At 61.7% G+C, this 26,866-nt stretch carries 29 protein-coding genes and 1 pseudogene; 6 read left to right on the top strand and 24 right to left on the bottom strand.

Annotated features, from left to right (window positions below):
* Positions 1 to 242: 242 nt before the first annotated feature.
* Both KZZ07_RS22400 and KZZ07_RS22395 read left to right on the top strand, forming a co-directional pair.
* Positions 243 to 1,565, top strand: a complete 1,323-nt coding sequence (locus KZZ07_RS22400; protein WP_219517482.1) for an ImmA/IrrE family metallo-endopeptidase — start codon at positions 243 to 245, stop codon at positions 1,563 to 1,565.
* Complete coding sequence (locus KZZ07_RS22395; protein WP_219517479.1) at positions 1,534 to 2,625, top strand: beta family protein; 1,092 nt, start codon at positions 1,534 to 1,536, stop codon at positions 2,623 to 2,625. Before KZZ07_RS22400 ends, KZZ07_RS22395 begins: the two co-directional genes overlap by 32 nt.
* An 18-nt stretch (positions 2,626 to 2,643) precedes the next feature.
* Here the strand turns inward: KZZ07_RS22395 and KZZ07_RS22390 are convergent, their stop codons facing one another.
* From KZZ07_RS22390 to KZZ07_RS22360, 7 genes are all read right to left on the bottom strand, one after another.
* A complete protein-coding gene (locus tag KZZ07_RS22390; protein WP_219517477.1) occupies positions 2,644 to 3,747 on the bottom strand; it encodes a Fic family protein in 1,104 nt (367 codons plus the stop codon).
* 120 nt (positions 3,748 to 3,867) lie between these two features.
* Entirely contained in the window at positions 3,868 to 4,107 is a 240-nt protein-coding gene (locus KZZ07_RS22385; protein ID WP_219517476.1) for a hypothetical protein, read from the bottom strand.
* Between the two features lie 160 nt (positions 4,108 to 4,267).
* A complete protein-coding gene (locus tag KZZ07_RS22380) occupies positions 4,268 to 4,900 on the bottom strand; it encodes a hypothetical protein (protein WP_219517474.1) in 633 nt (210 codons plus the stop codon).
* Positions 4,901 to 4,910: 10 nt separating this feature from the next.
* On the bottom strand, positions 4,911 to 5,630 hold the full coding sequence (locus KZZ07_RS22375) for a ParA family protein (protein WP_219517472.1): 720 nt from the start codon (positions 5,628 to 5,630) through the stop codon (positions 4,911 to 4,913).
* Between the two features lie 456 nt (positions 5,631 to 6,086).
* Entirely contained in the window at positions 6,087 to 6,344 is a 258-nt protein-coding gene (locus tag KZZ07_RS22370) for a TrbC/VirB2 family protein (protein ID WP_370631230.1), read from the bottom strand.
* On the bottom strand, positions 6,341 to 7,066 hold the full coding sequence (locus KZZ07_RS22365) for a lytic transglycosylase domain-containing protein (protein WP_370631229.1): 726 nt from the start codon (positions 7,064 to 7,066) through the stop codon (positions 6,341 to 6,343). Before KZZ07_RS22365 ends, KZZ07_RS22370 begins: the two co-directional genes overlap by 4 nt.
* Positions 6,981 to 7,340 carry a hypothetical protein gene (locus KZZ07_RS22360; protein ID WP_219517470.1) on the bottom strand — a complete coding sequence of 120 codons (360 nt, stop codon included), beginning with the start codon at positions 7,338 to 7,340 and terminating at the stop codon, positions 6,981 to 6,983. Before KZZ07_RS22360 ends, KZZ07_RS22365 begins: the two co-directional genes overlap by 86 nt.
* A 505-nt stretch (positions 7,341 to 7,845) precedes the next feature.
* On the opposite strand from KZZ07_RS22360, the gene KZZ07_RS22355 reads away from it, so the two are divergent.
* Positions 7,846 to 8,112: a type II TA system antitoxin, ParD family gene (locus tag KZZ07_RS22355; protein ID WP_219517468.1), complete on the top strand. Its 267-nt coding sequence runs from the start codon at positions 7,846 to 7,848 to the stop codon at positions 8,110 to 8,112.
* 8 nt (positions 8,113 to 8,120) lie between these two features.
* Complete coding sequence (locus tag KZZ07_RS22350; protein WP_219517466.1) at positions 8,121 to 8,420, top strand: type II toxin-antitoxin system RelE/ParE family toxin; 300 nt, start codon at positions 8,121 to 8,123, stop codon at positions 8,418 to 8,420.
* Between the two features lie 89 nt (positions 8,421 to 8,509).
* Here the strand turns inward: KZZ07_RS22350 and KZZ07_RS22345 are convergent, their stop codons facing one another.
* The 5 genes and pseudogenes from KZZ07_RS22345 to KZZ07_RS22325 all read right to left on the bottom strand — a co-directional run bounded on the left by KZZ07_RS22345 (position 8,510) and on the right by KZZ07_RS22325 (position 11,509).
* Complete coding sequence (locus tag KZZ07_RS22345) at positions 8,510 to 8,995, bottom strand: HipA domain-containing protein (protein ID WP_255564524.1); 486 nt, start codon at positions 8,993 to 8,995, stop codon at positions 8,510 to 8,512.
* A gap of 16 nt (positions 8,996 to 9,011) precedes the next feature.
* Positions 9,012 to 10,239, bottom strand: a pseudogene (locus KZZ07_RS22340) (IS256 family transposase).
* A gap of 59 nt (positions 10,240 to 10,298) precedes the next feature.
* Entirely contained in the window at positions 10,299 to 10,913 is a 615-nt protein-coding gene (locus KZZ07_RS22335; RefSeq protein ID WP_219517464.1) for a HipA domain-containing protein, read from the bottom strand.
* Positions 10,913 to 11,167: a hypothetical protein gene (locus KZZ07_RS22330; protein ID WP_219517461.1), complete on the bottom strand. Its 255-nt coding sequence runs from the start codon at positions 11,165 to 11,167 to the stop codon at positions 10,913 to 10,915. Before KZZ07_RS22330 ends, KZZ07_RS22335 begins: the two co-directional genes overlap by 1 nt.
* Before the next feature lie 3 nt (positions 11,168 to 11,170).
* Positions 11,171 to 11,509, bottom strand: a complete 339-nt coding sequence (locus KZZ07_RS22325) for a helix-turn-helix domain-containing protein (RefSeq protein ID WP_219517459.1) — start codon at positions 11,507 to 11,509, stop codon at positions 11,171 to 11,173.
* A 213-nt stretch (positions 11,510 to 11,722) separates the two neighbouring features.
* On the opposite strand from KZZ07_RS22325, the gene KZZ07_RS22320 reads away from it, so the two are divergent.
* Together KZZ07_RS22320 and KZZ07_RS22315 are read left to right on the top strand one after the other, a co-directional pair.
* Positions 11,723 to 12,379, top strand: a complete 657-nt coding sequence (locus KZZ07_RS22320) for a hypothetical protein (protein ID WP_255564523.1) — start codon at positions 11,723 to 11,725, stop codon at positions 12,377 to 12,379.
* 235 nt (positions 12,380 to 12,614) lie between these two features.
* Positions 12,615 to 13,457 (top strand): hypothetical protein, encoded by an 843-nt coding sequence (locus KZZ07_RS22315; protein ID WP_219517449.1) that lies wholly within the window; start codon positions 12,615 to 12,617, stop codon positions 13,455 to 13,457.
* 69 nt (positions 13,458 to 13,526) lie between these two features.
* Here KZZ07_RS22315 and KZZ07_RS22310 read toward each other — a convergent pair whose 3' ends face one another.
* From KZZ07_RS22310 to KZZ07_RS22255, 12 genes are all read right to left on the bottom strand, one after another.
* Positions 13,527 to 14,912 carry an APC family permease gene (locus KZZ07_RS22310; protein ID WP_219517447.1) on the bottom strand — a complete coding sequence of 462 codons (1,386 nt, stop codon included), beginning with the start codon at positions 14,910 to 14,912 and terminating at the stop codon, positions 13,527 to 13,529.
* The gene (locus tag KZZ07_RS22305) at positions 14,902 to 16,965 is read right to left on the bottom strand and encodes an AarF/UbiB family protein (protein ID WP_219517445.1); all 2,064 of its coding nucleotides are present in this window, start codon (positions 16,963 to 16,965) and stop codon (positions 14,902 to 14,904) included. The genes KZZ07_RS22310 and KZZ07_RS22305 overlap by 11 nt, the downstream gene beginning before the upstream one ends.
* Positions 16,962 to 18,017 (bottom strand): hypothetical protein, encoded by a 1,056-nt coding sequence (locus KZZ07_RS22300; protein WP_219517443.1) that lies wholly within the window; start codon positions 18,015 to 18,017, stop codon positions 16,962 to 16,964. Before KZZ07_RS22300 ends, KZZ07_RS22305 begins: the two co-directional genes overlap by 4 nt.
* Positions 18,018 to 18,061: 44 nt before the next feature.
* On the bottom strand, positions 18,062 to 18,520 hold the full coding sequence (locus KZZ07_RS22295; RefSeq protein WP_219517441.1) for a c-type cytochrome: 459 nt from the start codon (positions 18,518 to 18,520) through the stop codon (positions 18,062 to 18,064).
* 160 nt (positions 18,521 to 18,680) lie between these two features.
* Positions 18,681 to 19,130 (bottom strand): c-type cytochrome, encoded by a 450-nt coding sequence (locus tag KZZ07_RS22290; protein ID WP_219517419.1) that lies wholly within the window; start codon positions 19,128 to 19,130, stop codon positions 18,681 to 18,683.
* 20 nt (positions 19,131 to 19,150) lie between these two features.
* Entirely contained in the window at positions 19,151 to 19,813 is a 663-nt protein-coding gene (locus KZZ07_RS22285) for a methyltransferase family protein (protein WP_219517417.1), read from the bottom strand.
* Positions 19,810 to 20,073, bottom strand: a complete 264-nt coding sequence (locus KZZ07_RS22280) for a DUF2933 domain-containing protein (RefSeq protein WP_219517414.1) — start codon at positions 20,071 to 20,073, stop codon at positions 19,810 to 19,812. The genes KZZ07_RS22285 and KZZ07_RS22280 overlap by 4 nt, the downstream gene beginning before the upstream one ends.
* 15 nt (positions 20,074 to 20,088) lie before the next feature.
* A complete protein-coding gene (locus KZZ07_RS22275) occupies positions 20,089 to 22,452 on the bottom strand; it encodes a copper-transporting P-type ATPase (RefSeq protein WP_255564522.1) in 2,364 nt (787 codons plus the stop codon).
* Positions 22,449 to 23,396 (bottom strand): ribose-phosphate diphosphokinase, encoded by a 948-nt coding sequence (locus tag KZZ07_RS22270; RefSeq protein ID WP_219517411.1) that lies wholly within the window; start codon positions 23,394 to 23,396, stop codon positions 22,449 to 22,451. Before KZZ07_RS22270 ends, KZZ07_RS22275 begins: the two co-directional genes overlap by 4 nt.
* On the bottom strand, positions 23,393 to 24,901 hold the full coding sequence (locus tag KZZ07_RS22265; protein WP_219517409.1) for a thymidine phosphorylase family protein: 1,509 nt from the start codon (positions 24,899 to 24,901) through the stop codon (positions 23,393 to 23,395). Before KZZ07_RS22265 ends, KZZ07_RS22270 begins: the two co-directional genes overlap by 4 nt.
* Positions 24,898 to 26,280 (bottom strand): MBL fold metallo-hydrolase, encoded by a 1,383-nt coding sequence (locus KZZ07_RS22260; protein ID WP_219517407.1) that lies wholly within the window; start codon positions 26,278 to 26,280, stop codon positions 24,898 to 24,900. The genes KZZ07_RS22265 and KZZ07_RS22260 overlap by 4 nt, the downstream gene beginning before the upstream one ends.
* Positions 26,277 to 26,642 (bottom strand): DUF5676 family membrane protein, encoded by a 366-nt coding sequence (locus tag KZZ07_RS22255; RefSeq protein WP_219517405.1) that lies wholly within the window; start codon positions 26,640 to 26,642, stop codon positions 26,277 to 26,279. Before KZZ07_RS22255 ends, KZZ07_RS22260 begins: the two co-directional genes overlap by 4 nt.
* Positions 26,643 to 26,866: the final 224 nt, after the last annotated feature.

Here is a 26,866-nt window from a genome sequence, read left to right as displayed (position 1 = left end):
CAAGATGCGGACTTTTACTCCGCGACGGTCAGATCACCCGACCGTTTCCGATGTCCATTTTGTCTCCGGGATTCACAGGAGCTTCCGCATCTAGGCGGGGTGGATGCACGGAGGTCATCACCAAAGGGCGATTGCGAAATCTTTCGGTTGATGGGGTGTTAGAGGCAGAAGCGCTCTTGCACCCAACTTATCTGTTGGGTACTTGGCCACAACAGATAAGTTGGGTATATTGAGGCATGACCATGAACGGAATCACCCTGAACGAGAAGGAAGCGCGGGACACACGCGCCCGTATTTCTCGTCTGACCGAGGCACTGAACTCGGAGCACGCGATGGAACCGGTTGTTGCCGGTCTGCCTCCCGAGGTGGTTTCGCAGGTCTCGCGCATGATGAAGGCCGAGCGCGAGCGCCTGACCCACGCGGTAGAAGCGTACGAAGAGGCCAAGGAAACTCAGAAGCCGACTGCACTAAAGAACCTAGTCAATCACGAACCGGGCCTGATGCTGATCGTCGCGAGGATAGCCAACGGTTACTCGCAGAAAGACCTAGCGTGGCGTCTCGGAGTGAAGGAGCAGCAGGTCCAGCGTTGGGAAGCGGAGCGATACGCCCAAATTAGTCTCAAGAATTATAACCGTGTCGCAGCGCTGCTCGGCGTTCGCCTGACGGCGGACATGCCCGACCAACCAGCCTTCCGGGGGCTGGACAAAGTGATTGATGGGGTCTCGAAATCCGAAATCAAGAAAATCCTCAAGCATGGGCGCGAGAACGGCTGGTTCGCCGAGGACTTCACCGAGGCTGAGCTGCGCCGCTACATCGCAGAGAACCGGATCGACTTTGGAAGCCCTGGGCTTCTTCGAACTGGCCTCAACGTTGTGGATCACACCGACGACGTTATGCTACATGCTTGGCGCGCTAGGGTAACAGCCAGGGCGCGCGATGCTTTCGCAGGCGTCGAGGATGTTCACGAGCCGCTTGAACTCAAGTGGATGCCCGAACTGGTCCGCCTGAGCAACGACCCCCACGGGCCGCTCCGGGCAGTGGAAGTGCTTGCAACTCGCGGAATCGTTTTGATCGTGGAGCCTCAGGTGCCTGGCCTGAAGATCGACGGCGCTGCCTTCATCGTGGATGGTAGACCGGTCATAGGAATGACCCTAAGGACCGACACCGTGGACAACTTCTGGTTCACACTGATGCATGAGCTTGCCCACGTCACGCTTCACTTCTCTACCGGGCTGGCCGTAGGCTTCTACGATCAGACAGACCAAGAGACATCGGTCGATGAACAGGAGGAAGAGGCAAACCGCTTCGCTTCCAACCTGCTCATCCCAGAAGAACGCTGGCGGCGCTCTACCGCCCGCATAGCGAAGTCAGCTTCGGTCATCGAGCGCTTCGCCAACGAATTGGGTATCCATCCGGCAATTGTGTTCGGGCGGATACGCAAAGAACGGGGAGAGTGGTCCCTGTTCGCAAACAAGATCGGGAGGAACACCGTGAGAAAACTGTTTGTGGGCGAAGCCCAGAAAGGAAAGAGTGATGCTCCCATACTACCCGGCACTCAGGGCTAAGCCCGGCGAGTTCGCGGCCTGCGGCTGGCTGGCCCCCCGTTATCAGGGGCACGTCTGCCCGCGCTTCGTGGTGCCGCCTCCCACCGAGTCCGATCCCGAAAAGGGGCGCGTACCCACGCTGGACGAGATTGCCTACATGATGGGCGAGCGCCTTGGAAAGAGCTGGCCCCACCGGCGTGCGTTTCTTGACCCGCAACTGGCAGCGGCCGCCCTCGGCGACGAGGGGGTGGCGACTCTCTTCCGCATCGCCACGGCCGTGAATTCGCGCCTGCTTCCGGTGCTGACGATCGGCGATCTGGCCAACCCGGCCCGTCAGGCGCTCGTTCGGGACGGGGACGTCAGGGCGGGCATCTACATGGACTTCGAGGAAGTTGATCCCGCCGCTTTGGTCGAGGCGGTGGAGAAGGCGGGCGTCCGGCCTGAACAGTGTGTCCTCTTCGTGGACTTCACTGGCGCCCCCCTGGGCGCCGACTTCGCGCCTGCCATCGGCGAAATCTTCGACCAACTGGACGCCGCGGCGCGGTGGAGCAAGATTGTCTACCAAGCTTCGGCGTACCCCGACAAGCTGCCGGTCGGAGCTAACGAGCGCACGTTGATCGCAAGGGCGGAGTGGACCACCTTCCAGGCGGCCCTGAAAGAGACCGGCGTCCAACCCGATCGACTTGCATACGGTGACTTCGGCGCGGATTGCGGGCGGATGTTGTTCCCGAAGGGCAAGGGAGGCGGGAGGCCGAGGCCGCACCTGCGCTACACGGGCAAGACCCACACCTTGGTGGTCAGGGGCAGCGACTCGGGAGCCTTCACGCCGACTATGCGCGACGTCTGCAAGCAGATCATCGAGAGCAAGGAGTACAGCGGCAGGGGCTTTTCCCCTGCGGACGACCGTATCTGGCGAAACGCGAAGGGGCTGACCGAAACCTGCGGCGATGCGACTGGCTGGAGGGAACTGAACACGGCTCATCATCTTGTTCAAGTAGTCCGGGATCTGGGGGCAATTTCCGGAATTGTATTTGACGAGGATCCGGTCAGTGAATTCGCGGAACAGGGAAGCCTTTTCTGACTTGGTGTTTCAGCTTTTTTACCCAAGCTTCAACCAGTACCTCGTATGGCGTCGATCTCCAGTTCGGCTGAGCGCACCTTTCTCGACCAGGTCCTGCAGATCGCGGGTTGCGGTTGCGCGTGAAGTTCCGGTGATCTTGAGATAGTTGTCGGCGCTGAGGCCGCCTTGGAAACCGCCAGGGCCTTCCCGAAACATTCGAGCGATGGCCTTGGCCTGGCGTTCGTTCAACTGGTCCCTGTGACGATCGTAGAAGTGTGCCTTGCTGATGAAGAAGCCGACGCGGTCGAGTGTTGCCTGTTGGGCCTTCAAGACAACTTCTGCGAACCAGACGAGCCAATCGGTCACGTCGAGCGTTTTTTGATGCTGCTCGAGCTGGTCGTAGTAAGCCTTGCGCTCCTTCTCGATGGTGAAGGCGAGCGAGATGAGGGTCGGCTGGCCAATGTTCTGCGCCAGCGACTTTTCAGCGAGGGCGCGACCCAGGCGGCCGTTGCCGTCTTCGAATGGGTGGATGCTCTCGAAATAGAGGTGGCTTAGCCCTGCGCGCGTCAGCGCTGGAAGCGGCTCTGCTCCCCCGGGCCCGGTCTTGTTGAACCAATTCGCGTATCGCTCCATCTCAGGCATGACCCGCTCTGAAGGCGGCGCTTCGAAATGGATCGTGGGCCGGTCAAGGCGGCCGGAAACAATTTGCATCGCCTCCGCGTGTTGTCGGTAGGCCCCGATGGTTTCCAACCGACGGTCATGGGACAGGAGCATTCGATGCCAGCGGTACAGTGTCTCATGGGTCAGCGGCTCTGCAAAACTGGAATAGACGTCGACCATCATTTCCGCGACGCCCTGTTCGCGCGGTTTGGCAGGGTAGCTGTCCGGATCGAGGCCTAGATGGCGGCGCAGCGAAGACTGGACACTTAGCCGATCGAGGATTTCACCCTCGATGGCGCTCGTCTGCATCGCTTCCTCGCTGAGCAGTTCAATGCGGAGTTGCTCGCGCTCCGGCTGGCTGACATGATGGACCGCGCCGAGGATTTCTCCGGACGACAGCAGGAACGTCTGCTCAAACGGCTCCAGAGCGGAGGCGTCATACCGGAAATCCGGCCAATCAGGCAGCGTCCAGTTCCAAGCCATGAGTTATAGATATCCTTTCTATAACTCATACCTAGATCACTTTTGAGGTATAGAAGTCAACTCTATCGCTCAAAGGACCTGCGAGATGGGATGACCCACAAACCGACGCGAGGCTTTGAGCTAGGCCTTTTCAAGGTGCATCAGATCTTGCTGACGCAGTTCGGGGATCTCTGGATTGGCGGAGTTTTCTTTCGGCGCTTGAACGAACGGTTCGTAACGAACTTCCGTTATGGCGCCGTCGAACCAGGCAGGCTGCACGTCACCATTGTTCCATTGGTAAAGGTAGCCAACCAGATTTTCAGATGTCTTGCAGAGGATGCGCATGATCGGTTCGCCAGTCAGGCGGGGCTTCGTATTCATAATGCGTTCCTCCTAAATGGACCTCGCAACTCGTCACTACTGAGGTCTGAAATTCCTGTTAGCTGGTGTTAGGACTAGGTTTCTGCAACTGCAAGATGAACAGTTCCGGGTGGGCGAAAATCCACCGGAGAAATGCAAGTTATCTTTTCAGATAGGTATCTTACGGTTCATGCGGCGATGCAGCACGAACAGCAATTTCTTCCAAGATTTTGTCGATCTCGCCCCATATGCGTGGTTCCACCTGGCCGCGGATCAGGGCCCATTTACTCAAGACGTCGAGTGGGTCGTGGTCCCGGAGGAGGACACCCAGGCTGGCCGCATCGACTGCCAGAGATGTCCGGGCCTGCCACCGCGTGTTTCGAGTGCGTCGCTCCTCCGCGACTGGGGCGAAAACCGGCGACAGTTGCCAGCCTTTGACTGCACGGCGCAGGGCGGCACGCACCACATGTGCTGGCTCAACACCACAAGTCTCCAGCGCTGCTTCCTGTCGTTCGAGTGCGTTGACCCTGATGTCGATCTTCCGGGTCGGGTTCAAAGCGCGCGCCGATACGGGAGCTCTCAGGCTGGTATGCGGGTCAGAGCTTTCCGCGGTGACTTGGTGCGGCGCCACGGCACCTTCCGGCACACGCTCTGACTCGTTCCGATCAGCGTCAACGTCAACGGCCGGGGTGCCTGTCTTTGTTGCTGTGACCTGTGCCTCATCTTCCTTCCCGGGAGCCTCGCGGTCACCCTGTTGCAGGGTGGCGGCGTAGGCTCGGTCGGGCCTGGTGATGGTCGGGATCTTCTTGCGCAATCGACTGTCCTCACGCAGCAAGGATGTTGTTGAGGATGTCCGTTGCCTCCTCGAGCGCCTCGACGACATGACGTACATGTGGACGCATCAGAGGGTTCGGATCGGATTGCTTTTCCAGCGCCAAGGCGTGGAGAAGTCCCTTCTGGTCCATCTCCTTGTAGGTATTCCGCCGCATCATGACGGTCTCAATCACCGGAAAACGGGTGAGCGCTTCTTCAATCAGGGCGGCGTCAGCACGGGTCGTTTTCGGGTCGACCATGTTGAGGACGACGTGGTGGCGCGGCAGGCTGGAGGGGTCGTCAACACGGGATTTCAGTTTCTCAAACCAATCGGCAGTCTGCGCTCCGACATCGAAATCAGACGTCGAAAGCATGACAGGCGTCACGATGTGGTCCGCAAGCACCGCGATGCCGTCTGACCATTCGGCACCGACCCCTGCGGTATCGATGAAGATGAAGTCTGCCGTGTCTGCCATGTAGACCTGATCGATCTGATCCTCGACATCCGCCACGCTTTCGACGGTGGCCGAGCAGAGAAGCGGCGAACTCAGTCCACCGGCTTCCGCCCGAGCATGCCAGGCCCCGAGTACTCTCGTGCTGTCCGTGTCGATCAACTTCACTCTGCGTCCGGCGGCGATCGCGGCGCTGATCAAGGCGCGCGAAAGCGTCGTTTTTCCACTGCCCCCTTTCCGGGCCATCGCTGCGATTACCACAAGATTTTCGTTCGGCATTCTGACTCTCCGCAAAAATAGTGAATCGCAACGATAATACCAAAATGTCGCTAAACGCATGAGACTGAGGGGTCAAGCAGAAGTCGGGATGCGACCCGCGTTTGGCATGCAGCGGGCGGCGTTGTGCGATGACCGTGCGACGTCTGCCGTGGCGCCTTCAGCATTCGTCGCGGGGCACCACACACCCTCCAAATGTCGGGATGCGCTCGGCGATGTACAGCGGACGGAATGCAGGTGACGGATAGCGCGCTCCAGACGACTGGAGGCAGTCTCGCGTATGTCGTTCCGCGGGTGACGCGAGACGGTTAGCACGCGGCAAAACCCGTCTTGCGGGGTGCAAGAGACGGGGCGCAAAAGACGCGATGCGCGATGCGGAGACCGCATCGCGTGGTGCAATGAGCGCGAAGCGCGATCCATTTGACAAAGGACGGGAAATCGCCCTTGTAGGGCGATTTTCTACATTGAGTACAAGCCCTTATGGCCGACTCCACTTGCGTTGGGAGTCGGCGGGCTTGTACGAAGTTGGCAGGACAGGAACACGCCGATCAGCGCAAGTGTTCCGATCACGATCCCCAAGGGACCGGTGATCGCATCGACGATGCCTTGCAGAAGCGTCTGCACCGGTGAGAGGTCGATGCTCTGGGCGAGCGCTGGACCCGCCATCACGATAAGGGCCATCGCGCCGAGCGCGACAAGGGAAGGTTTGGACGTCACGATAGGTCTCCTCTGAGCCGCTGGAACACGGCTGTCACACGGGCCACATGGCCTTGGGTTTCGCGAAAAGGGGGGATGCCGCCGTGGCGTGTGACCGCCTCCGGGCCAGCGTTGTAGGCTGCAAGGGCCAGAGAGCCCTCGCCGAACTGGTCGAGCATCATCAGCAGGTAACGGGCTGATCCGTCGAGGTTCTGCGCAATGTCATGTGGGTCCACGCCGAGATCGCGGGCGGTATCCGGCATAAGCTGCCCAAGGCCTATGGCACCGACAGGGCTACGTGCAGCGGGATTGTACGCGCTCTCAACCTCGATGTTGGCTCGGTAAAGGAGCGCCCAATCAGTGACGGAAAGCCCTGCGCGACGCAGCGCACCATGCCCGGCATAGCGCAGAGCCGTGGTCTCGATCGCATTCAGGATTTCTGGGGTGGCGCGGGCGGCAGATGGGGCCGGGATCGCTGTCTCGATAGTGGCGTCGGGAACGCGGGGTTCTGCGAAGAGAAAAAGGCGCCCGTTTGCCTCTTGAGAAGAGGAAATCAATTGGCCGTCGGGGCGGACCTGGAAGATGAAACCGTCGGCCAGGGCCGGGGGCGCGGAACAAACGCCTGTACCCAAAGCAACGACGAGCGCAGTCGCGCGATCAGATGCCCTTGACCGGAGCCGCTCCGTTTTGCGCCCCTGCCGGTTGACCAGGAACGGTGTGGCGCTCGCGGCCACCTTCTTCAAGTGGGATGCTCGCCGTCGTGCAGCCCATGTCAGCGAGGAAGCTGACAAGGCCAACGATGGTTTTGAAATCACGGAGCTTGAGGACGCTTCGGCTGGTGACGAGCATTTTGTCGTCGCGCCCATCAGTGGCGACGGCGCGGATGACCCACGAGCCGTACCAGCTGTTATGGCGCTTCTCCGCTCTCTCCTTGCAGACCACCTCGATGAGGTAGCCCTCAGTGAGCAAGCCGCGCAGTCCATCTTCGGTGACCACATTCGGTGCTTCTTCTATCATGACCTTCCCTGGGCCCTCCTCATCATGAGTATCGGCCCGCGGGAACATTTCCACACGGTCGATACAATGCAACATAATTGACTGCAAGACGATTTATTTGAGTTGACGAACCGTCTTTGGCTGCAATAGGTAGCTACCGCACGAAACCATAAATTTGAAGTGGCAAAGGAGTTTTGCCCTGCGCATGTTTTGTGCATTTCGATACGGTTTGCTTGGTCTTGTTCTGCCTCTCGCGTCGATTGGCCCAATCGCAAGCGCCTGCACCGCGCCGGAACCGCCATTCCTGCCTGAGCGGCCCGAAGACATTCGAGAATATGCCGATCTGCTCCGTTCTGATTTCGAGGGCTACATTTCCGACATACAAGAATACTTCCGCTGCTTGGACGCCGAGCGCCAACGCGCGTTTCACGAGGCACAGGAGGTTGGCCGGGACTATGGAAGGCTGGCCGAGATTCTAGAGTGAACAAATGTTGTTTTGTGGGTCGAGGGCGGTTATCTTGAAAACATGCCTAGACTCTCAATCGATATCACCCCTGAAGAACACCAGAAGCTCAAGGCTATCGCGGCCCTGAAGGGGCAAAGCATCAAGGAGTATGTCCTGAACCGGACGCTTGGCGATGCGCCCCATCTCGATGGCATGAGCGAGGAAGACGCATTCGATGCTTTGGCACGGTTCCTTGAACCGCGCATCGAGCAGGCCCGCCAGGGCGAGCTGTCCTCGAAGTCGATCAATGACATCCGGCGCGAAGCCCGTAACCAAGCCGAGCAATAAGTCCCCGAATGGCTGGATACGGTCTTACGCTCGGCGCCGAGGAAGATTTGCGCGCAATCTGGAGTTACACGTTCGAAACATGGGGCGCAGATCAGGCCGACCGGTATCTGAGCCAGATCGAGTCTTGCTGCGACGCCATCGGTACAAGGCGGGCACGGTCGAAGGCTTTCGATCAGTTGCCGGACGACGTCAGGATCTTGCGGTGCGAACATCACTATGTCGTCTGGCTTGTTGCCTCGCAGCCTATCATTATCGCTGTCCTACATGAACGGATGGATTTCGTGCAGCGCCTGAAGGACCGGCTATAAACCGAAGGTACGGGAAAGACTGTTGCAGTGCATCGGGTCTGTTCGGTTACGAAGACACAAATCTATTTAGATGTCCGCTTAAGCGGACATTAAAGCGTCAAAGCCTTCTCCAGATCGTCGTGCTCGAAAGCACTTTCCAGATAGTCGATTTCGCGTGTCGGAGCGCCGACCTGATGCGCAACCTCACGCCATGTGGCTGTCGCTCTTGCCACCTCAGCGACGATCTCCCGGGCGCGTTTGGTGCGGAGGCCGAATTCAGGTGCCACGGACAGCACAAGGTCGATGTCACAGGTGCCATCGTCGTAATCGATCCGTGTCTGCAGGACGCGCGGCTTTTCCAACTGGGACGTCGGGTTGATGTCGAACGCCGGCGACAACCGCCATCCGGCGGGACCATCCCAAAGAAACCCGTGATTGCGCATGTGGTCGTCGGTATTCGACACCAGAACGGTGAAGATGAGACGACGGTTCAGTTCTTCACGATCCCTGGCTGCCTGGCTGCCAGTCCTGGTGATCGCGTCTACGGGTCGTGTCGCGAATGCTGTGGAAATTCCCTGGCGGCGTGCTCCGGGCATGTGAAGGCTCGTTTTTTCAAGCGGCGAGGTCAAGGGGCATCGGTTCGATGGGCTGAGAGAGGGTTTCCCAGCCATCGACCTTTCGCATCTGGATCTGGCCTGAGGCGAGCAGCGCCCAGAGCAGCATCGGCACGGTCTCGGCGCAGGGCAGCACGGTTTGGGTCTTGATGCGGCGGCGGAACTCCCCGTTCAGGCGTTCGATGGCGTTGGTGGTCCGGGCCGATTTCCATTGCGACGGGTCGAGCCGAGTGAAGGTGAAGAGCCGCGCCCCGGCTTCTTCAAGGCTGTCGGCCACCGCCCGACACTTGAGCCGCCACTTGCGGAGGAACGCCTTGCGCCGCTTCTCGATCTCGGCCGCGGTGTCGGCGTAGATCATGTCCCGATAGTCCTCGGTGACCTCATCCTGCATGTGCTTCGGCGCATGGGCCAGGAGGTTCCGGTGCTTGTGGACGGTGCAGCGCTGGATCGGCAGCTCCTCGCCCCACAGCGCCACCAGCGCGGCTTCCAGCCCCGGGGCACCGTCGACGATCACGAACTCTGGTCGTTTCAGGCCGCGTGCGTCCAGATCGTCGAGGAACTGGCGCCAAGCCGCCGTGCTCTCGCCGCCCATGTTTTCTGATGGATAACAGAACCTTCTGTCCATCGCGGCGCACGCCGATCGCGGCCAGAACCGAGATGTTCGTGGCCTTCCGATCCAGCCGTGTCCGGATCACGGTTCCGTCCAGGATCAGGCGGACGATGTCCTCATCGGCCAGACTGCGGGCACACCAGGCGTCCCAGTCCACCTTGACCTTCCGCCAGGCCCGGCTGACCACGTCCTTGCTGACAGCGCCCTCGAACAACCCCAACAGCGCCCGCTTGACCCGACGCGTGTTGGTCCCGGCGAGATAGACCGCGGCGATCAGGGCCTCGGCCTTCTTCGTCAGTCGTTGGTAACGGGGCAGCGCCTTCGACCGCCATTCCGTCACCTTGCCTGCGTCGTCCTCGACCCGGGCGCGAGGAACGCGGACTGTCTCGGTCCCAAACGTGCCGGTGAGTTTCCGTTCGCGGTGCCCGTGGCGATAGCCTTTCGCGGCTCCGTCGCCCCTGTCGTAGCGAAGACGGCCGAGGAAGCTGGCAAGCTCCTCCTCGAACACGGCTTCGATGGTCGCACGGACGTTCGCTCGCAGCCGATCCTCGATCGGGTCGAACCCGGCCTCCCCGGCCAGTAGCGAAAAGCTTGAAGTGTCGGTAATCTGGGTCATGGCGTGATCTCCCTGGCGGTTGGCGCCGCCGGTTGGGTGGGTTTCAGGTCACCCGGAGATTACGCCGCCTTCGAATTTCCACCACTTCCGCGACACGACCCGTCTACGATCTCGAGATAGCTACCAGATACGCCATCCCGGTTCTGCGTCATGGTCATGGCTGACATATACGGGATGCGTTCGCCTGCTGCGCGTCGGTCAAACCGGGCGCTCAGATAGACCGGCTGGTCACCGATGTTTGCCATAGAGTGGTCAGCCATGGTCAGGCCGGCCCGATCTGCCAATCGCGCGGCGACCTCCTCCCAGCGTTCCTTACTGTAATCGTCGTCAGCCTTGGAAAACTTGGCGATCGAGAGCTTGCCCTCGACATCATAGAACGAGCATTTCGGGCGAGCCCCGCCGAGCGAGGCCCCGGGCGCGAAAATGAGATCGAGGTCCTCGTCCCGTTCCTCGCCAGCTTCGAACCGCCCGACTGCGTCGAGAAGACGTTGGAGCGCGATATACCCCGGAACGCCGCCCTGGACGGGTGCGGCACATTCCGCCTCGCCACGCCATCGCAGCCGCAAGGCTCCGATGCGTCTGACATCGGAGACGCCCATAAGATAATCCGTCTCGAACAAGGTTCGAACCGGACGTTCCTCCTGCGCAGCGCGGCGCCGTTCGCGGCGCCGCATCAGGGCGCGGCCCCAGTTGTCCGGGGCACGTCGCCAAGGGCGGGAAACATCTCTCCGTTGCCTGATGGCACGAACGGCCCGGGCGAGAGCGACACACCCTGATCAATAGCAAACCGCTCTGGCCGGTTCAGCCAATCGTCTGCGTATTCGAAAACGACGGTTTCGCGCGCCCGGGATGGCACACAACGCATGACCCCAACAGCCACTATCGCTTCATCGATCTCGATGTCGATTTCGACGACCCGTTCCGCCATGACCTAGTTGCTCTCCTTGGAGCCAGGCTTCTTGCGCGCAAGAACCGCGCGTTTCGGCAAGCGCTCAAGTGCTGCATGCGCACCTTGGGGATCGTTCCTGGCATCAGCGAGGTCTGCAAGTCCATCCATCAGGTTCAATGCTTGCAGCACAGCTGCATAGATGCCGACGGACACGCCAGCATCACCCTTCTCGATCTTGTGGTAGGTCGAGCGCGCAATACCCGCCCGTTCGGCGACAACAGACGCCGGCAAGCCGCGGCGCAAACGCGCGTCACGGATATCGGACCCGAGCTTTCGGATCGCCCGCTTGGCGGCGGGGGGTGGAAGGTATGACGCAGGCAATGCTTATATCCCCGGTCTTTGTACCGCTTTTATGTATGCATAAGAAGACATAAGGCAAGTGATTGATTCTCTCTGACCCGCTTCATGGAGCAATTGCCGCATCCAAACCATAGATCCTGGGCCTGCGAGCCAGATATCCCAGGCAAAGAAATCCGATTGCTGTCAAACGTGTGGTATTGTATTCGCGCAAATAGTTTTGTGGGGAGTCGATACATGAGACGCCATATCGTGCGGCTGGCGATGGCCGCGACATTGACGCTTTCGGGCCAGGTTCCTCTTGCGACGCCCGCAAGTGCCTACCAGGTGGATTGCGCCATCCTGCTCTGTCTTGCTGGCGGATGGCCTGCATCGGCACCTTGTGCCCATGCCCGAGCGGTATTCATCCGCCGGATCACCCCCTGGCCCATCGAGCCGCCGCTCCAGATATGGCGCTGCCCTATGGGAGCGTCGTTCTCGCCGACCGAGGCCCCCGAACCGGCCGAGCGCCTGCTCGACGCCGCATTCCAAGCCACCCTGCCCCGGCAGTCCTTCCCTGACGACGGACAGGTGATGGAGGTTCAGGCCACAGACGGAGCCGACATCGACATCTCGGGAGACGCCTTCGATTTCGTGCGCAGCATTCGCGTCTATCACATCCAGTACCGCCAGCATGAAAACCGAGATGGCGACTGCAATCGCAGCGATTCCACACGATTGGGGTCCTACGGAATGCAAGGCGATTACCGATGGACAAGATCCAACGTGGGCCAAGTGCCGGCCGGATCCGGCCTGAGCATCCCGAATGGATGCGCCAGCTACTTCTACCGTTCCGTCTTCGTCGACTGGCGCGATCACGCCGGGAACTATGGCTCTGAAGAAGTTCGCTACTGACAAAACCAGCCCGCGGTTTCGCCGCGCGCTTCCTGACAACCCTGCACGGGAGGCTGTGCAAACCCCCAAAAAGGAGACGACGCCAGACCGTGAAGCCTGACGCCGCGCTGGAAAACTCCGTGAACAAGAGATTTTTAGCGCACCGCTCGAACACCTGCAACCAGCAAAGTTGTTTTGCCGGCAAGAATGGTGTTGTATCACGACATGGCGTCGGATCTCCAAGGAGACCTCGACCATGGAACCTACGACCGGCCTGATCCTGCGACGGATCACGCAGACAAATCTCTCTGTTGCCGCGCACAAGCTGGCCACCCTCATCCTCGATGCCATCGCCTGGAAGGACGGCTACAACGGTTTGTCCCGCGGAACGGCAGCCTTCACCCTCTCGGCCCTGGCGGAGAAAATGGGAGTCTCACGACAGTATCTATCGGTTCTTCTGAACGAACTAGAGACGTCGGAGTTGCAGCTCGAGCGGGCGAAGCCGAATGGCAAGTTCGCACCCTGGATTTTTCGATTTTCAGCCTTCGACGAGGAGAGTGAAACTCATGATCTCGTGTCAGGTGAAGGCGACACATCACTATCTGGAGATAATAATAACAAAACTATCTTCTCAGGACTGATCGACATCTCCGCGAGTTCGAACGTTTTTCAGACCAGTTGGGCGGAACTCATCAAGGCAGCGAAGGCCACGCTGCCCTGCTGGAACGTCGACACCCAGGTCATCTGGGAACGCTTCCTCGCCTTCAACCGGTCCCGAGGCAACGGCAGGGTGCCCGCCGGCTTCCTGCTTGGTTTCATGCGCCGATGGCGGAATTCATCGGGAACTCCACCTCGTCCCGCGGCAAAGCCACCAGTGAGACGGATATCGGACCCCAAAGAGCGCGAATTGTTGAGACAGATGCAAGCCGCGCCGACTGCCAACCGCCAGTTCCACGCGTCCGACCTGTGTCGTTTGATCGGGCATGCTGCCTATGAAGCGCGGGTACTCGATGTGATCCGCAAGTTTGGGTGCCAGAGGTTTTCAGCAACCTTGGCGGTACACGGACGAGCGGTGTTGGCAGGGGAGATTTCGAGGTGAACCAGCTTGCCCCGACATGGGCGCCCCTGCCTGTCTCCCTGTCAGCAACTATTCCGGTCCGCCAGTTCTTCATCGGTGAAGGCGTTCGCCATCCGGTTTGAAGAGTGTCTGGACCTGCTCATGATACCCTGAGTGTTCATGAGCGGCCTGCGGCGCCAGCCAGCGCGACAGGTAGACCCGCTCGAAGACAAAGACCGCCGCGATCCCTGAGACGGCGTAGAGCACGATAGTGGGGTCGCTCTGCAGCTTCATCGCCGTGAAGGCCACCAGGACCACTGCGTCGAGCGATAGCGCTGTCAGTAGTACGAGACCAGCAGCCCCGATCTCCTCGCGCCGGTAGCGAAAGACACCCCAATGCACGACCATGTCCATGACGAGATAGAAAAAGGCACCAAGCGAGGCGATCCGGCCCAAGTCGAAAAACACCGCGAGCGTGGAAGCGATGACAACCGTATAGACCAGTGTATGGCGTTGGATCGGGCCCGACATTCCGAAATGGCTGTGCGGGATCATCTTCATGTCGGTCAGCATCGCCAGCATCCGCGACACCGCGAACACGCTGGCCAGCACCCCGGACGCGGTGGCGACAGCCGCAAGGATGACCGTCAGAAGGAAACCAGTCTGCCCGAGCGCGGGCTCTGCCGCCTCGGCCAGAGAATAGTCGCGCGCCGCGACGATCTCGTCGATTGTCAGGCTCGATCCAACACCGAAGGCCACCAGCAAATAGACCGCCACGCAGATCCCGATCGAGAGCATGATCGCCCGGCCGACGTTGCGGTTTGGCTCGGTAATCTCGGATCCGCTGTTGGTGATGGTGGTGAACCCTTTGAAGGCCAGGATGGCGAATGCCATGGAGGCGATGAACCCCGTCACTCCATAGGCCTGCGCCGGGTCGGATGCCGCTGCGAACCGAAAGCCGCTGGACCAGATCGCGGCAATACCGAACAGCCCGATACCGCCGATCTTGATCGCTGCCATAACCAGCGAGAATAGCCCGACCGACCGGTTGCCCGCGATGTTCACGAGGAAGGCAAAGACGATGACACCCACGGAGAGGATTGGCACCAGTGGCCCACCATCGATATCGAAGGGTCGCAAGACGTAAGTCGCGAAGGTTCTGGCCACGAGGCTTTCCGCGATCACCATGCTGAGCGCCATCAGCAAGGCGGCCCCCGCGGCAACCGCACCGGGGCCATAGCATTTCTGCAATATCATGGCGATGCCGCCAGAGGACGGCCACTGGTTTGACATTCGGATGTAACTGTAGGCGCTGAAACCGGTGACGATCGCGCCAGCGATGAAGGCGAGTGGGAACAGCGGACCGGCGAGCTGTGCGATCTGTCCGGTCAACGCGAAAATTCCGGCGCCGATCATCACGCCGGTTCCCATTGCGACAGCCCCGCCCAGGGTGATCGAGCCTTCGCGGTAGGTGTCGCTTCTATTTTCAATCTGCATTCCGTCCTGCCTTTGTTGTTTTCGCACTGTCCAGAGCCGGTCCGGAATGCCAGCGAAAGTCACAATGATCATGGCCGCCGGCAATGGTCTTGGGCCGCACGAGCCGTCCGCCCCACTTCTCGGCTACCGGGAAATCGAGCGCGCACCACGTCGCGGTGCAAAGTTCCGCGTCGTTGTGATGGGCGAAGAACTCGGCCACCGGGCACTTCGTGCAGTCGAACGCGACGACATCCTCACCCGCCTCGACATCGCGCCAGCCATAACCTGGCGGTCCGAACGGGAAGCGGCGGAACATGTCGGTCGCGATCCGCAGCCGTTTTGCCGGATCTGCGGTGATCGTGCGAGCCAGTTCCCAGGGGGGATCGGCCATTCGGCGGTAGATGTCCCAGCCGACCGCATGGATCAGCGCGCGGCTTTGTGCCTGCGACCGGCCGTGCGAGATAAGGGTTCGGTGCAGTGCCAGGGTCAGCGCGGCGAGATGTGTGGTCAGTATCGCGCCGGTGTTCGGCTGAAGCGGCAGGTCGGCCTCGAGAGCATCGTAGGCCGCCCAGGTTTCGGAAAGCAGTCGCTCCGTCTCCTGCCCCAGGTGGCGCTGCGCAAAACAGCGGAACAGCGCCGTTAGCGCGGCGCGTCCGATGCCTTGATCCACCGGCCCGAACGCGCCCAGGACATTTTTCCACATGCCGTGAGTTGCTGACCTGTCCCAGAACTCGTCGATTGCCTCGGCGGGTGGCAGGGCACCTGTCAGCAAAAATTCTGGCAATATCTGCGTGATGCGTCCTACCGGATCGCTTGCCGCAAACCTTGCTGCCACCTCGCGCGCGATGAACGGTCGCGAGAGTTCGTCGAAGCGCGCATCCGGCGCCAGCTTGAACAGCAGCGCCTCGGCCGTGGTCAGCGCCTTGGCGTGAAGCATGAGCGAGGCGGGAAAGACGAACCCGGCGCGATAGCCCGCACACATCATCGCGAGGTATGTCCGCGCAAGGCTGGCTTCACGCGAGGGTGCCGCATAGAACTGGGCGGCGAGGTCGTTGAATGCCTGCCGGAAGAGCTCGTGATCCGCGCTTGGCAGCGGCTTGGTCTGCTGGATGAAATGATGGTAGGCGCGCCGGGTCTGCCGCTGCGCCACGGCCATCCAGTAGAGCACGAAGCGGTCCCGCTCGGCCGGGTTCAGTTCGCCATACATGCCGAAGTCGAGCAACGTGAAAGTGCCATCGGAGTGAAAGACGATGTTGCCGGGATGGAGGTCGGCGTGGAACAGGCCGTCCGAGACGAACATCCTGAGCAGCATGGACACCAGCCGGTCGACCAGTGCGGATTGAGTTGATCCCGAAAAAGTAGCCGCCGCCTCGGACAAGCGCATGCCCCCGACCCAGTCCATCGTTAGCACGCGGGCCGTGGTGTGGTCGGGGAAGGCATTGGGGACACGCACACCTTCCTGTCCGGCGAGATTTGACCGAAACCGTTCCATGACGCGGGCTTCGGCCTGAAAATCCAGTTCCCCCATCGAATAACGCCGGAATTCTGAGAGAAACGCCCGCAGGTTTGTACGGCGAAGTCGTCGCGGCGCCAGCACACGCAGGAGCCGAAGCCCGAACTCTAGTGCATCGAGGTCGCGGCGGAACAGCGACTCCAGTCCCGGGCGCTGCACCTTGACGGCAACGGTCGTGCCGTCTTTCAGTCTCGCCTTGTGCACTTGTGCAAGCGACGCGGCAGCGACGGGCGCGGACTCGAAACTGTCAAAGGCCGTCTCGAGCGGCGCACCGAGTTCCTCCTCGACCACGCGCCGGATCGTCGCGAAATCCATCTCGGGCGCGCGCTCCTGCAACTCGGACAGCCGCGCGACGTAGCGTTCGGGCAGAATGTCGGGCCGGGTGCTGAGGATTTGGCCGAGCTTCACAAACACCGGGCCGAGCGCAATAAGGTTCTGCGCAAATCGGTCGGGCGCGCGCGTGTCGCCGCCGGTCGGGTCGTACCGGCAGAGCGCCCGAATATCCGTCGAGAGGCTGGCCAGAATCCGGCCAAGCCGTAGAAAGCTGCGGGCGCGTCTCATGTCCGTTCTCCGTCGGTCCCGGTGGACCACGTCTCGATCGGCATGTTTGGAAGCAGTCCGCGCAAAGCGTCGAGTGCCCCGGACAGGGTCAGGTGGTCGACGATCGTCGTCGCACCGCTCAGAGGTGCTTCCTTTGAATGGGACGCGCGGATCGTCGCCAGGATCATGGCAGCGGTGACATCGGCCTGATCGCCGGCCGTGAGATGCCGGGAGGCCAGAACGCCGCCGTCCGGCCCCTGCGCCTCGACCGCGATCCGGGTACATGTGCGCCCAAGGGATGGCAACCGCATCAGGATGCGCGTCAGCCCGTGTTTGCGCCGCGCCAGGGCCGGTCCGAGGCCGAGGCGCAGGAGGAGCCAGACGAAGCGCGTCACATAGGCCGGATCGAAGGCCAGAAATGTACGTGCCCGGGTAGACGAGCTGGCAGCGGAGCGCCCCGCGATGCCCTCCTTCGCGAAGCTGATGCCGAGCGCAGGCCGCTCCCGCCCCGTCCGCTGGAAGGCAAATGACCGGCACACGTCTCTGGGTCGCGCCGTCGTGCCCGTCGCACCGGATTGGCGGAAGGCGGTGCCGAAGGCACCGATCGACCATGCCGTCGCCGCCGCGCCATAGTGCCGACCCATGCCGAGCTGTAACCCGATATCGACTGTCGCGCAGCCTTCGACACGCGCGATATCGGCGGCCATCAACGTACTGAGGCCCGGCGCGGTTCCGACGCAGACGACAGCCGCGCCCGGGCCGCCGGTGGCCGCCGCTTCCCGAGTGATCGCCTCCAGATAATCGGGCGAGGCCGAGGTTTCGAGGAACCTTCCGCCTGTGCGAACGATATGGGCTGCGATGGATGGTGGCGTGGCTTCGGTCAGGTTCACCACCGTCGCGCCAGGCGGAAGCCCGGCCTCGGCACCCGCATCTGCGATATCGAGTCGCAGCGTCTCTACTCGATCATCTGGTGCAATGCCACTGCGCGAAACCACCAGAATACTGCCCGATATGTGATCGAGCAGCAATGGCACCAATCTTCGGCCAACATCGCCCGTGCCGCCGATCAGCACGATCGTCCTCGGGACAGCCCGAGGCGGTGCGGGGCGACCAGCCATCACTGGATTCCGTTCGCACGCTGCAATTCGCGGACATATGTCACGATCAGTGCAACGGTTTCATCGGTGATCCCCTCAACGGGCGGCATGTCACCGAAATCCCAATGATGCGACCGCACTCCAGCCATGGCGGCCCGAAGGAAAGCCGTATCACCGTGATGACCGGGTTCGTAAATAGGATGGATCAGCGGCGGGCCCTTGCCGGTCCCGCCGGCCCCGTTGGTGCCGTGGCAGGACGCGCAGGCGCGTTCGAAAGCAATCTGGCCGAAATAGGCTGGCGCGCTCAGGGTTTCGGGCACGTTGATTGTCTCGGGGTCAGGCGCAGGGTTTGCGGCGTCGGCGCCGTGCATCTCCGTGCTGACCGTTGGCCGGTCGCGCCCTTTATCGGACTGGGCAACAATACTTGTCGCGAGTCCGCCAACAATAAGCACCGCAATTGCGAACTTCTTCGCGGCCATTCTACGCACTCCTCATGGTCCATTTCGATAAATGCCTCGCTTCTCGCAGTTCCCTGACTCTTCCGCTCAGCCACTTCAGACCAGGTCAACTTCGGGCACATCTTGTTCCTTCGCCACTAGGAGCAAGCCGATAGCCTGGAAGCTGCTCTTCGGCCCTGACTCATTCCATATGCTCCATCATCTCCTGAATCTCTGGCGGGATATCATCCTCGGAGAATTTCGCCTGTTCGCCAGCATCGTGAACAAACGCAATGATGTTGCCGAGCTCCTCGCCGGTAAACTCGATCTGTGCACCAAGTTCGTCCTCCTGCGCCGCGATCATTGCCGGGGCGCCGCGCCACATGCGAGCCGCGAACTCGAACGGGTTCATCGGCATGTCCATGAATTCCGCATCCAGCATCGGCGCGTCCTCTCCGCCGACGCCGTTGATCGAGTGGCAGACAACGCAGCCTTTGGATGCAAAAAGCAGCCTGCCCTTGGCCGGATTCATCAGAGGGATCATGAGCCCGGGACTCATCATACTCATCTGTTCGCCGTGTGACTCGGCGAATGCTGCCGGTGCCGTCGAAAGCATGACAATCGCGGCAAGTACATTTACGTGCCTCTTCATCTTTTCCTCCTGGGTTTGCATCAGTCGTATTGAGGGTCGTCGCTCCTTTTGGTCCGATGGTTAGGAATGAAAGCTGGGACGCGGCTTGCATACCCGTCCCAGCTTTCGCCGAACCGTTCGCGGCTGTCGGTTTCTTCGGCGCGGGCAAGACGGGCGTACATCCAGACCAGCACCGGGAACATCGCGAGCGTCAGAATGGTCGGCCACTGCACCAGAAAGCCCAGCATGATGAGAACGAATCCCATGTACTGGGGATGGCGAATGCGGGCATAGGGACCGGTTGTGGCAAGCCGCCCTTGCCGTAGTGCAGACCAGAGATGGTGCCATGCCACGGATATTAGCCAGAAGCCGCCTCCGATCAGCGCGAAACTCAGGATATGGAAGGGGCCGAAATGTGGGTTTGACTGCCAGCCAAACATCATTTCAGGCAAATGTCCGCTATCGTGTGCAAGCCAGTCGATATCGGGCCAGGTCGATTGCAGCCAGCCGGACAAAAGGAAGATCGTCAGTGGAAACCCGTACATCTCGGTGAATAGCGCCACGACAAAGGCGCTGAACGCCCCGAAACTCCGCCAGTCGCGCGAAGTCTGCGGCTTGAAAAAGCTGAAGGCGAAGATGATGAAGACCGCAGAGTTGATGAATACAAGCAACCAAAGGCCATATGCCGTTCCGGGTTCGGTCATGTCTTGTCGCCTCCGGAGCCATGCCCGCCGTGCCCCCCGTGCATGAAGAAGTGCATCCCAACGCAGAGCAGCAATGGCAGCCAGATGAGCAATCCGCTGCTCAGAAGGTGTACTCGGTGCTCGTAGCCAAGAAGAAGGCCGCCCAAGACCAAGGCGACGATCAGATAAATGCCGGCGCGCGATCGCCAGAACGAGGGAGGCCGAGGGACGTGTTCCGATTGATCGTCATGAACATGGGAGGGATCAGGTTGATGTGTCATGCTGAATATCCGTTCCTATATCTTCGCGCCGCGAAGGCGCAGCGAATTGAGCACCACGGAGATCGATGAGGCGCTCATGGCGAAGGCGGCAAACATCGGGCTGATGAGGATGCCGAAGAACGGAAACAGCACCCCCGCCGCGACCGGCACGCCGGATGCGTTGTAGATCAGCGCGAAGAAAAGGTTCTGGCGGATATTGCGCATGGTGGCCCGTGCCAGCCGCCGCGCGCGCACGATCCCGTCGAGGTTGCCCTTGACCAGCGTGATGCCCGCGCTTTCGATGGCCACATCGGCCCCGGTGCCCATGGCGATGCCGACATCGGCCTGCGCCAGGGCCGGCGCGTCGTTGACGCCATCGCCGGCCATCGCCACCTTGCGGCCCTGCTGCTGCAACTCCTTGATGATCCGCGCCTTGTCCTCGGGCAGCACATCGGCCCGGATCTCGTCAATGCCGAGACGTGCGCCGATCGCCTTGGCCGTGCGCTCGTTGTCACCGGTGGCCATGATGACGCGGAATCCCAGTTCATGCAGGTCTTTGATGGCGGCGGGCGTGGTCTCCTTCACCGGGTCGGCGACAGCGACGAGACCCGCGATCTCGCCATCCAGCACCACGAACATTACTGTCTCGCCCTCGTCGCGACGGGCATTTGCCTTGGCGGTCAGGTCGCCCGCCTCAAGGCCAAGGTCCCGGATCATCGCCAGGTTGCCCAATGCGACCGCCTTGCCGCCCACGACGCCCTTCACGCCCTTTCCGGTGACCGCCTCGAAGTCGTCCGCGGCCGCCATCTTCACATCGCGCACTTCCGCGCCGCGCACGATGGCCTCGGCAAGCGGGTGTTCCGATCCGCGCTCCAGCGATGCGGCGAGACGCAGGACCTCGGCCTCGTCGTGACCGGGTTGCGGCAGGACGGCGACAAGCTGCGGCTTGCCCATCGTCAACGTGCCTGTCTTGTCGACGATCAGGGTATCGACTTTCTCGAACCGCTCCAGCGCCTCGGCGTTCTTGATCAGCACGCCGGCCCGGGCCCCCCGCCCCGTTGCCGTCATGATCGACATCGGCGTGGCGAGGCCGAGCGCACAGGGGCAGGCGATGATCAATACGGCGACAGCCGAGATCAATGCGTAGGACAGCGCTGGGGATGGCCCCCAGACCGCCCATGCGATGAAGGACAGAACCGCGATACCGATGACGGCCGGAACGAAGAACCCCGCCACCTTGTCGGCATATTTCTGGATCGGTGCGCGCGAGCGTTGTGCGTTCGACACCATTTCGACGATCTGCGCCAGCATGGTGTCGGACCCGACCCGCGTTGCCTCCATCACCAGACTGCCGGTGCCGTTGATCGTCGCGCCGGTCAGCGGGTCGCCCTCGGTCTTCTCGACCGGCACAGGTTCACCTGAGATCATGCTTTCATCGACCGACGACCGGCCGTCCAGAACAACGCCATCGACCGGCACCTTGTCACCGGGTCGCACGCGCAGCCGGTCCCCGACCTGCACGTCCTCCAGCGGAATTTCCTCTTCGGACCCGTCGTCGCGGATGACCCGCGCGGTCTTGGCCGCCATATCGAGAAGCGCGCGGATTGCCTTGCCGGTGCCTTCACGGGCGCGCAATTCCATCACCTGACCGAGCAGCACGAGCGTCACGATCACCGCCGCCGCCTCGAAATACACGCCGACATGACCTTCGGCGTCGCGAAATCCGTCGGGGAATATGCCGGGTGCCAGAACGGCGACGACGCTGAAGAGCCAGGCCGCGATTACCCCCATACCGATCAGGGAGAACATGTTGAGATTCATCGTCCGGAACGAATTCCAGCCCCGCACCAGAAACGGCCAGCCGCACCAAAGAACCACCGGGGTCCCGAAAACTAACTCGATCCAGAGGGTTGCGCGCTCACCGAAAATCTCGCGCACTCCTGGAAAGCCGAGATAGGGACCCATGGTGAGGATCAGAAGCGGAATGGTCAGGACCGTGCCGACCCAGAAACGCCGAGTGAAATCCACGAGTTCGGGGTTCGGGCCGTCGTCCGTCGGAACCCCGGACTCAAGCTCCAGCCCCATTCCGCAGATCGGGCAGGAGCCGTGCTCGACCTGGCGAACCTGCGGGTGCATCGGACAGGTGTAGACGGCGCCTTCATGGCCCGCCGGGACGGTATCGAATCTGCCGTTCACCGGGGCGGCACCCGCGTGATGTTCATGAACGTGGTGCCCGTGGTTATCATGCCCGGCATGGCTGTCGAGCTCCGCCTCGGGCACAAGATGCATCCCGCATTTCGAGCAATCGCCCGGACCGTTCTGCCGCACCTCTGGGTGCATCGGGCAGACGTAGATGTTGGTTTCGGTTTCATGTGCAGCATGGCTTGCTTGGTTGTTCATTCGGATGTCCTCTCGGCGGGATTCGGGTCCAGCCTAATTGTTCCGGCAACTGGAAGGTCAAGGGCTGTCACGACCGAAAGGATCGCTTCGGCCAATAGACCGGCAATTCCGATCGCATTCGTTGGATGGGGTATGGTGTCGGTCGATATGATCCCTGCCGCACCTGCCGACATGATGGTGTCCTGCGCGCCATCGGCAAAGACCGCGTGGATGACAAGGCACACAGGCGCGGCGGTTCCGGCGGCAAGCAGGCGATCTACGGCACGTGCCATCGTGGACCCCGAAGACGCGATGTCGTCGAGGATCACTGGCGTACCTTCGTGCAGCGCCGCGCTTTCGGGCACACTGACATCGACACTGCGGTCACCGGATCTCACCTTGCACAAGACCTCATAGGGCCGTCCGGCCAGCCGGGCCACCTCGGCGACCCATTGCTGGCTTTCGCTGTCAGGGCCCAGAAGAACGGCGTCTGGCAGGTTCGTGCTGATCCAGGTCGCAAGCAGCGGGGCGGATACGGCGCGAATGGCAGGCATCGGGAAGACATCCTGCAGCCGGGCGATGCGGTGCAGATGCGGATCGACACTCACCAGCCAATCGAAGCTTTCCCCCAGGAATTGCGCAAAGAGCGGCGCGCTGACCGCCTGCCCGCGCTCGAAGCGGCGGTCCTGCCGCATGTAGCCAAGATAAGGCGCGATCAATCCGACGCGACGCGCGCCCATCTCGCGCGCCGTCGCCGCGGCGAAGCGCAAGGGCAGGGCAAGGCGGTCGGGATCGCGCAAAGTCGCCAGAAATGCCACATCGGCCCCGTCCAGATCGCCGGGCAGCGAAATCAGGCTTTCGCCATCGGGGAAGTGGTGCCAGTCGAGAGTGAGCAGGTCCGCCCCAAGCACGGGTGCCAGGTCTTCGGCAAGCGGCCTCATCTCGGGAAACGCGACAAGGATCATGACACTGCCTCGGACAGCGTCAGCACCCCGGTCTGGGACTCCGCGTAGGCCAGGGCATAGGCCAGTTCGCCTGGTGTCTCGGCATGAAGCTCATAAAGCGGCTGGCCCTTGTCCACCCAATCCCCGATCCGCACCAGAAGGCGGATGCCGGCGCTCTTCTGACGCGGGGCCCCGGCCAGCTTGGCGATGCGTGCGATGCGTCGGTTGTCGATGGCGGTCAACTGGCCCGCATGAGGGGCGCGTATTTCGATCTGCTGCGCTGCGGTTCCGGGTTCGCGGAAACCGCCCTGTGCCGCGCAAATTGCCATGAACTTGGCCGCCGCCGCACCGCTGTCCAGTAGGTCCTCTGCCCGGTCCCGCCCCTGCCCCGCCACGGCGTGCGGTGCGAGGTCCAGAAGATGCCCGGCCAGATCCAGCGCCCGCGCACGCAGGTCGCCAGGTGCATCCGGCGCGCGCCGCAAAACCGCGAGTACGTCGTGCGCCTCCAGCGCCGGGCCCATGCCACGTCCCACCGGGGCCACGCCATCGCTGATATGTAGCGCCAGGTTCAGACCCAACGCCTTGCCCACCGAAGACAGCCGTATCCCGAGAGCCTCCGCCGCTCCGGCAGACCGCACCTTGGCCGTTGGTCCGACCGGCATGTCGATCAGAACATGGGTGGCACCGGCGGCCGCCTTTTTCGACAGCACGCTCGCTACGAGTTGACCGGTGGAGTCGAAATCGAGGGGGCGTTCGACACGGATGAAATGATCGTCGGCAGGACTGAGGGCGAGCCCGCCACCCCAGACGAGGCAACCGCCCTCGGCTTCGACCACCCGGCGCAGCGCGGCGGCGCCAAGCGCGACGGGCGCCATCACCTCCATGGTGTCGGCGGTTCCGGCAGGCGATGTGATCGCACGGCTCGACGTCTTGGGGATCAGATGCCCCGCCGCCGCGACGATGGCGACGACGATGGGTGTCGTGCGGTTGCCCGGCAATCCGCCGACGCAATGCTTATCGAGGACAGTGTGCTGCCCCCAGTCGAGCGTCTGCCCTGCTTCCTTCATGGCGCGGGTCAGCGCCACGGTTTCGGCCTCGTTCAGCCTGTCGCCGGCGCAGGCGGTCACGAAGGCGGCAAGGTCGAGATCCGACAACCGGCTGTCGAGCGTGTCGTGCACAATCGTCGCGAACCCGGCCCGGTCCAGCCTCTCGCCATAGGCTTTCGCCCGGATCATAGACGCCGAAGCGGGCGGTTCAGGGTGCGAGAAAGCGGCTTCGTCTCCAATCTCAGCGCCAAGCGCGGCCCAGGCGGAAACGGACAATGCCGCCTGGTCCACGGCAAGCCATGCTCCGCGGCCGACGACATTCAGGGTCGCGATGATCCAGCGGTCCTTCAGGTCGATCCGTATTCGAGTCTGGGCGGCAAAACCCTCGGAGCGGCAGACATGGCAGTCTTCGTGCATGTAGACGACTGGCTGCCGGTAGGTGTCGATGCCGGAGGGGACAAGGGCAAGCGTATCGGTCATCGTGGCCGGTCCAGATAGACGGACTCGAGGTGCTCCGGGACGCGCACGGATCTCCCAAGCTCATGTTCGACGCGAAATCGCAGGGTGTCGGCGGCGACCGGCTCCCCATGGGTCAGATAAGTCATCGCGGGGGCAGGACCGGCAGACATCCAACGCAGGATCTCGTCGGCATCGGCATGCCCGGAAAAAGAATTAAGCTGAGCCACTTCGGCCTCGATCGGGAACTCTCGTCCGAACATGCGCAATGTCCGCGCGCCCCCGGCCAGCGCCGCGCCACGCGTGCCGCCGGCCTGGAAACCGGAGAGCAAGATCGCGTTCCGCCGATCGCCGCCGAAGCTGGCCAGATGGTGCAGGATACGCCCGCCGGTCAGCATTCCGCTGGCGGAGACGATGATCATCGGGCCCTGGCGGGTGTTCAGCTCCTTGGACTGCTCGACCGTGTTTACCCTCTTGGCGATCTTGAACATCGCAATGCAGTCTTCGCGGCTGACGTGGTGCTCGGCGTGATGACGGTGATAGATCTCGGTCGCATTCACCGCCATCGGGCTGTTGAGGAACACCGGGACATAGGGAATATCGCCGCGCTCCATCAATCGCGCAATGTGCAGCATCAGCCCCTGTGCCCGTCCGACGGCAAAGGACGGGATCAGCACCGTGCCGCCGCGGGCAAACGTGCGTTTCAGGACCGGGGCCAGCTCGGCCTCGGAGTCGGTGTCGGGATGGGATCGGTTGCCGTAGGTGGATTCGCAGACCAGTACATCGGCCCCGCCGAATGGCTTCGGCGGTCGCATCAGCGGATCGGGATCATGGCCCAGATCGCCGCTGAAATGGACAACCCTGCCGCCAACTTCAAGCTGGATCTGGGCCGCCCCAAGAAGATGTCCCGCCGGACTGAAACTGGCCGCGATGCCGTCGCCCAACTCGATCCTTTGGTCAAAGGCGTGCGGCTCAAAGCGATCCAGCGCAGCCTTTGCATCCTTGAGCGTGTAGAGTGGTTTTGGGTTCTTGTGCTTGGAATATCCCTTTCTGGCGGCATAGCGCGCCTCTTCTTGCTGGATATGCCCGCTGTCGGGCAGAATGAGCCCGCACAGTTCCGCCGTTGCCTCGGTGCAAAGAACCCGCCCGCGATATCCCGCCCGGATCAGCGCGGGCAGATACCCCGAATGGTCCAGATGGGCATGGGTGAGCAGCACAGTGTCGATGGTGTTGACGCGCACAGGGAACGGTTTGCGATTGCGCGCACGTAATTGTTTGAAGCCTTGGAACAGGCCGCAATCGATCAGGATGCGCCGCCCCATGGCTTCGATCAGATAGCGCGATCCTGTCACCGTTCCGGCGGCACCGAGAAAGCGCAGTTTTGGACGCGCGGTCGGGATCATGCCTCTGCTCCCTTGGCCGCGATGGCGTTGTAGAGGCCGCCGAAGATCAACGCGGCGTACCAACCGTAAAGAAAACTCTCGACCAGGCCGATGACAAAACCGGTCGGGGTCAACCAGACGAAACCGGGAAGCAGACCAGACCAGACCTCATACATCGCGTAGCCAGGAAAGATCAGATCGAACACGACGCAAACCACGTATGTCAACGCCAGAAACAGGCTCAGCGCCCAACCCAGTGGCATGATGGGCAGACGCACACGCCCTGCACCGGCAGGCCCGCCCATGACGCAAGCCCCGCATGTCATGCGCAAGGCCACGAAAAGGATCGCAGTGACGACGGTAAAATAGAGGATGGGCATCATGGCGTGTTCCTTTCTTGTCGATGATCAAACTGGAGCGCGAACGCCGTTGCCGGACGGCACCTTGTAAGGATGGGTGCGCGAGCGGCGCAAAACGCCCATCCTGCGAGGCATCGTCAGTTCTGGCCGCAGCAACAGCCGGATTTGACCGGTTTTGCCTTTGCGGGTTCCGCGACCTGCGGTTCGACATTTGCTTTCGGCTGCGCGTCGGTCTTGCCTCCGCAACA

Origin of the sequence: Mameliella sp. CS4, assembly GCF_019392335.1 — a bacterium.
Lineage (GTDB): Bacteria > Pseudomonadota > Alphaproteobacteria > Rhodobacterales > Rhodobacteraceae > Antarctobacter.
This window is presented reverse-complemented; position numbering and strand designations above follow the sequence as displayed.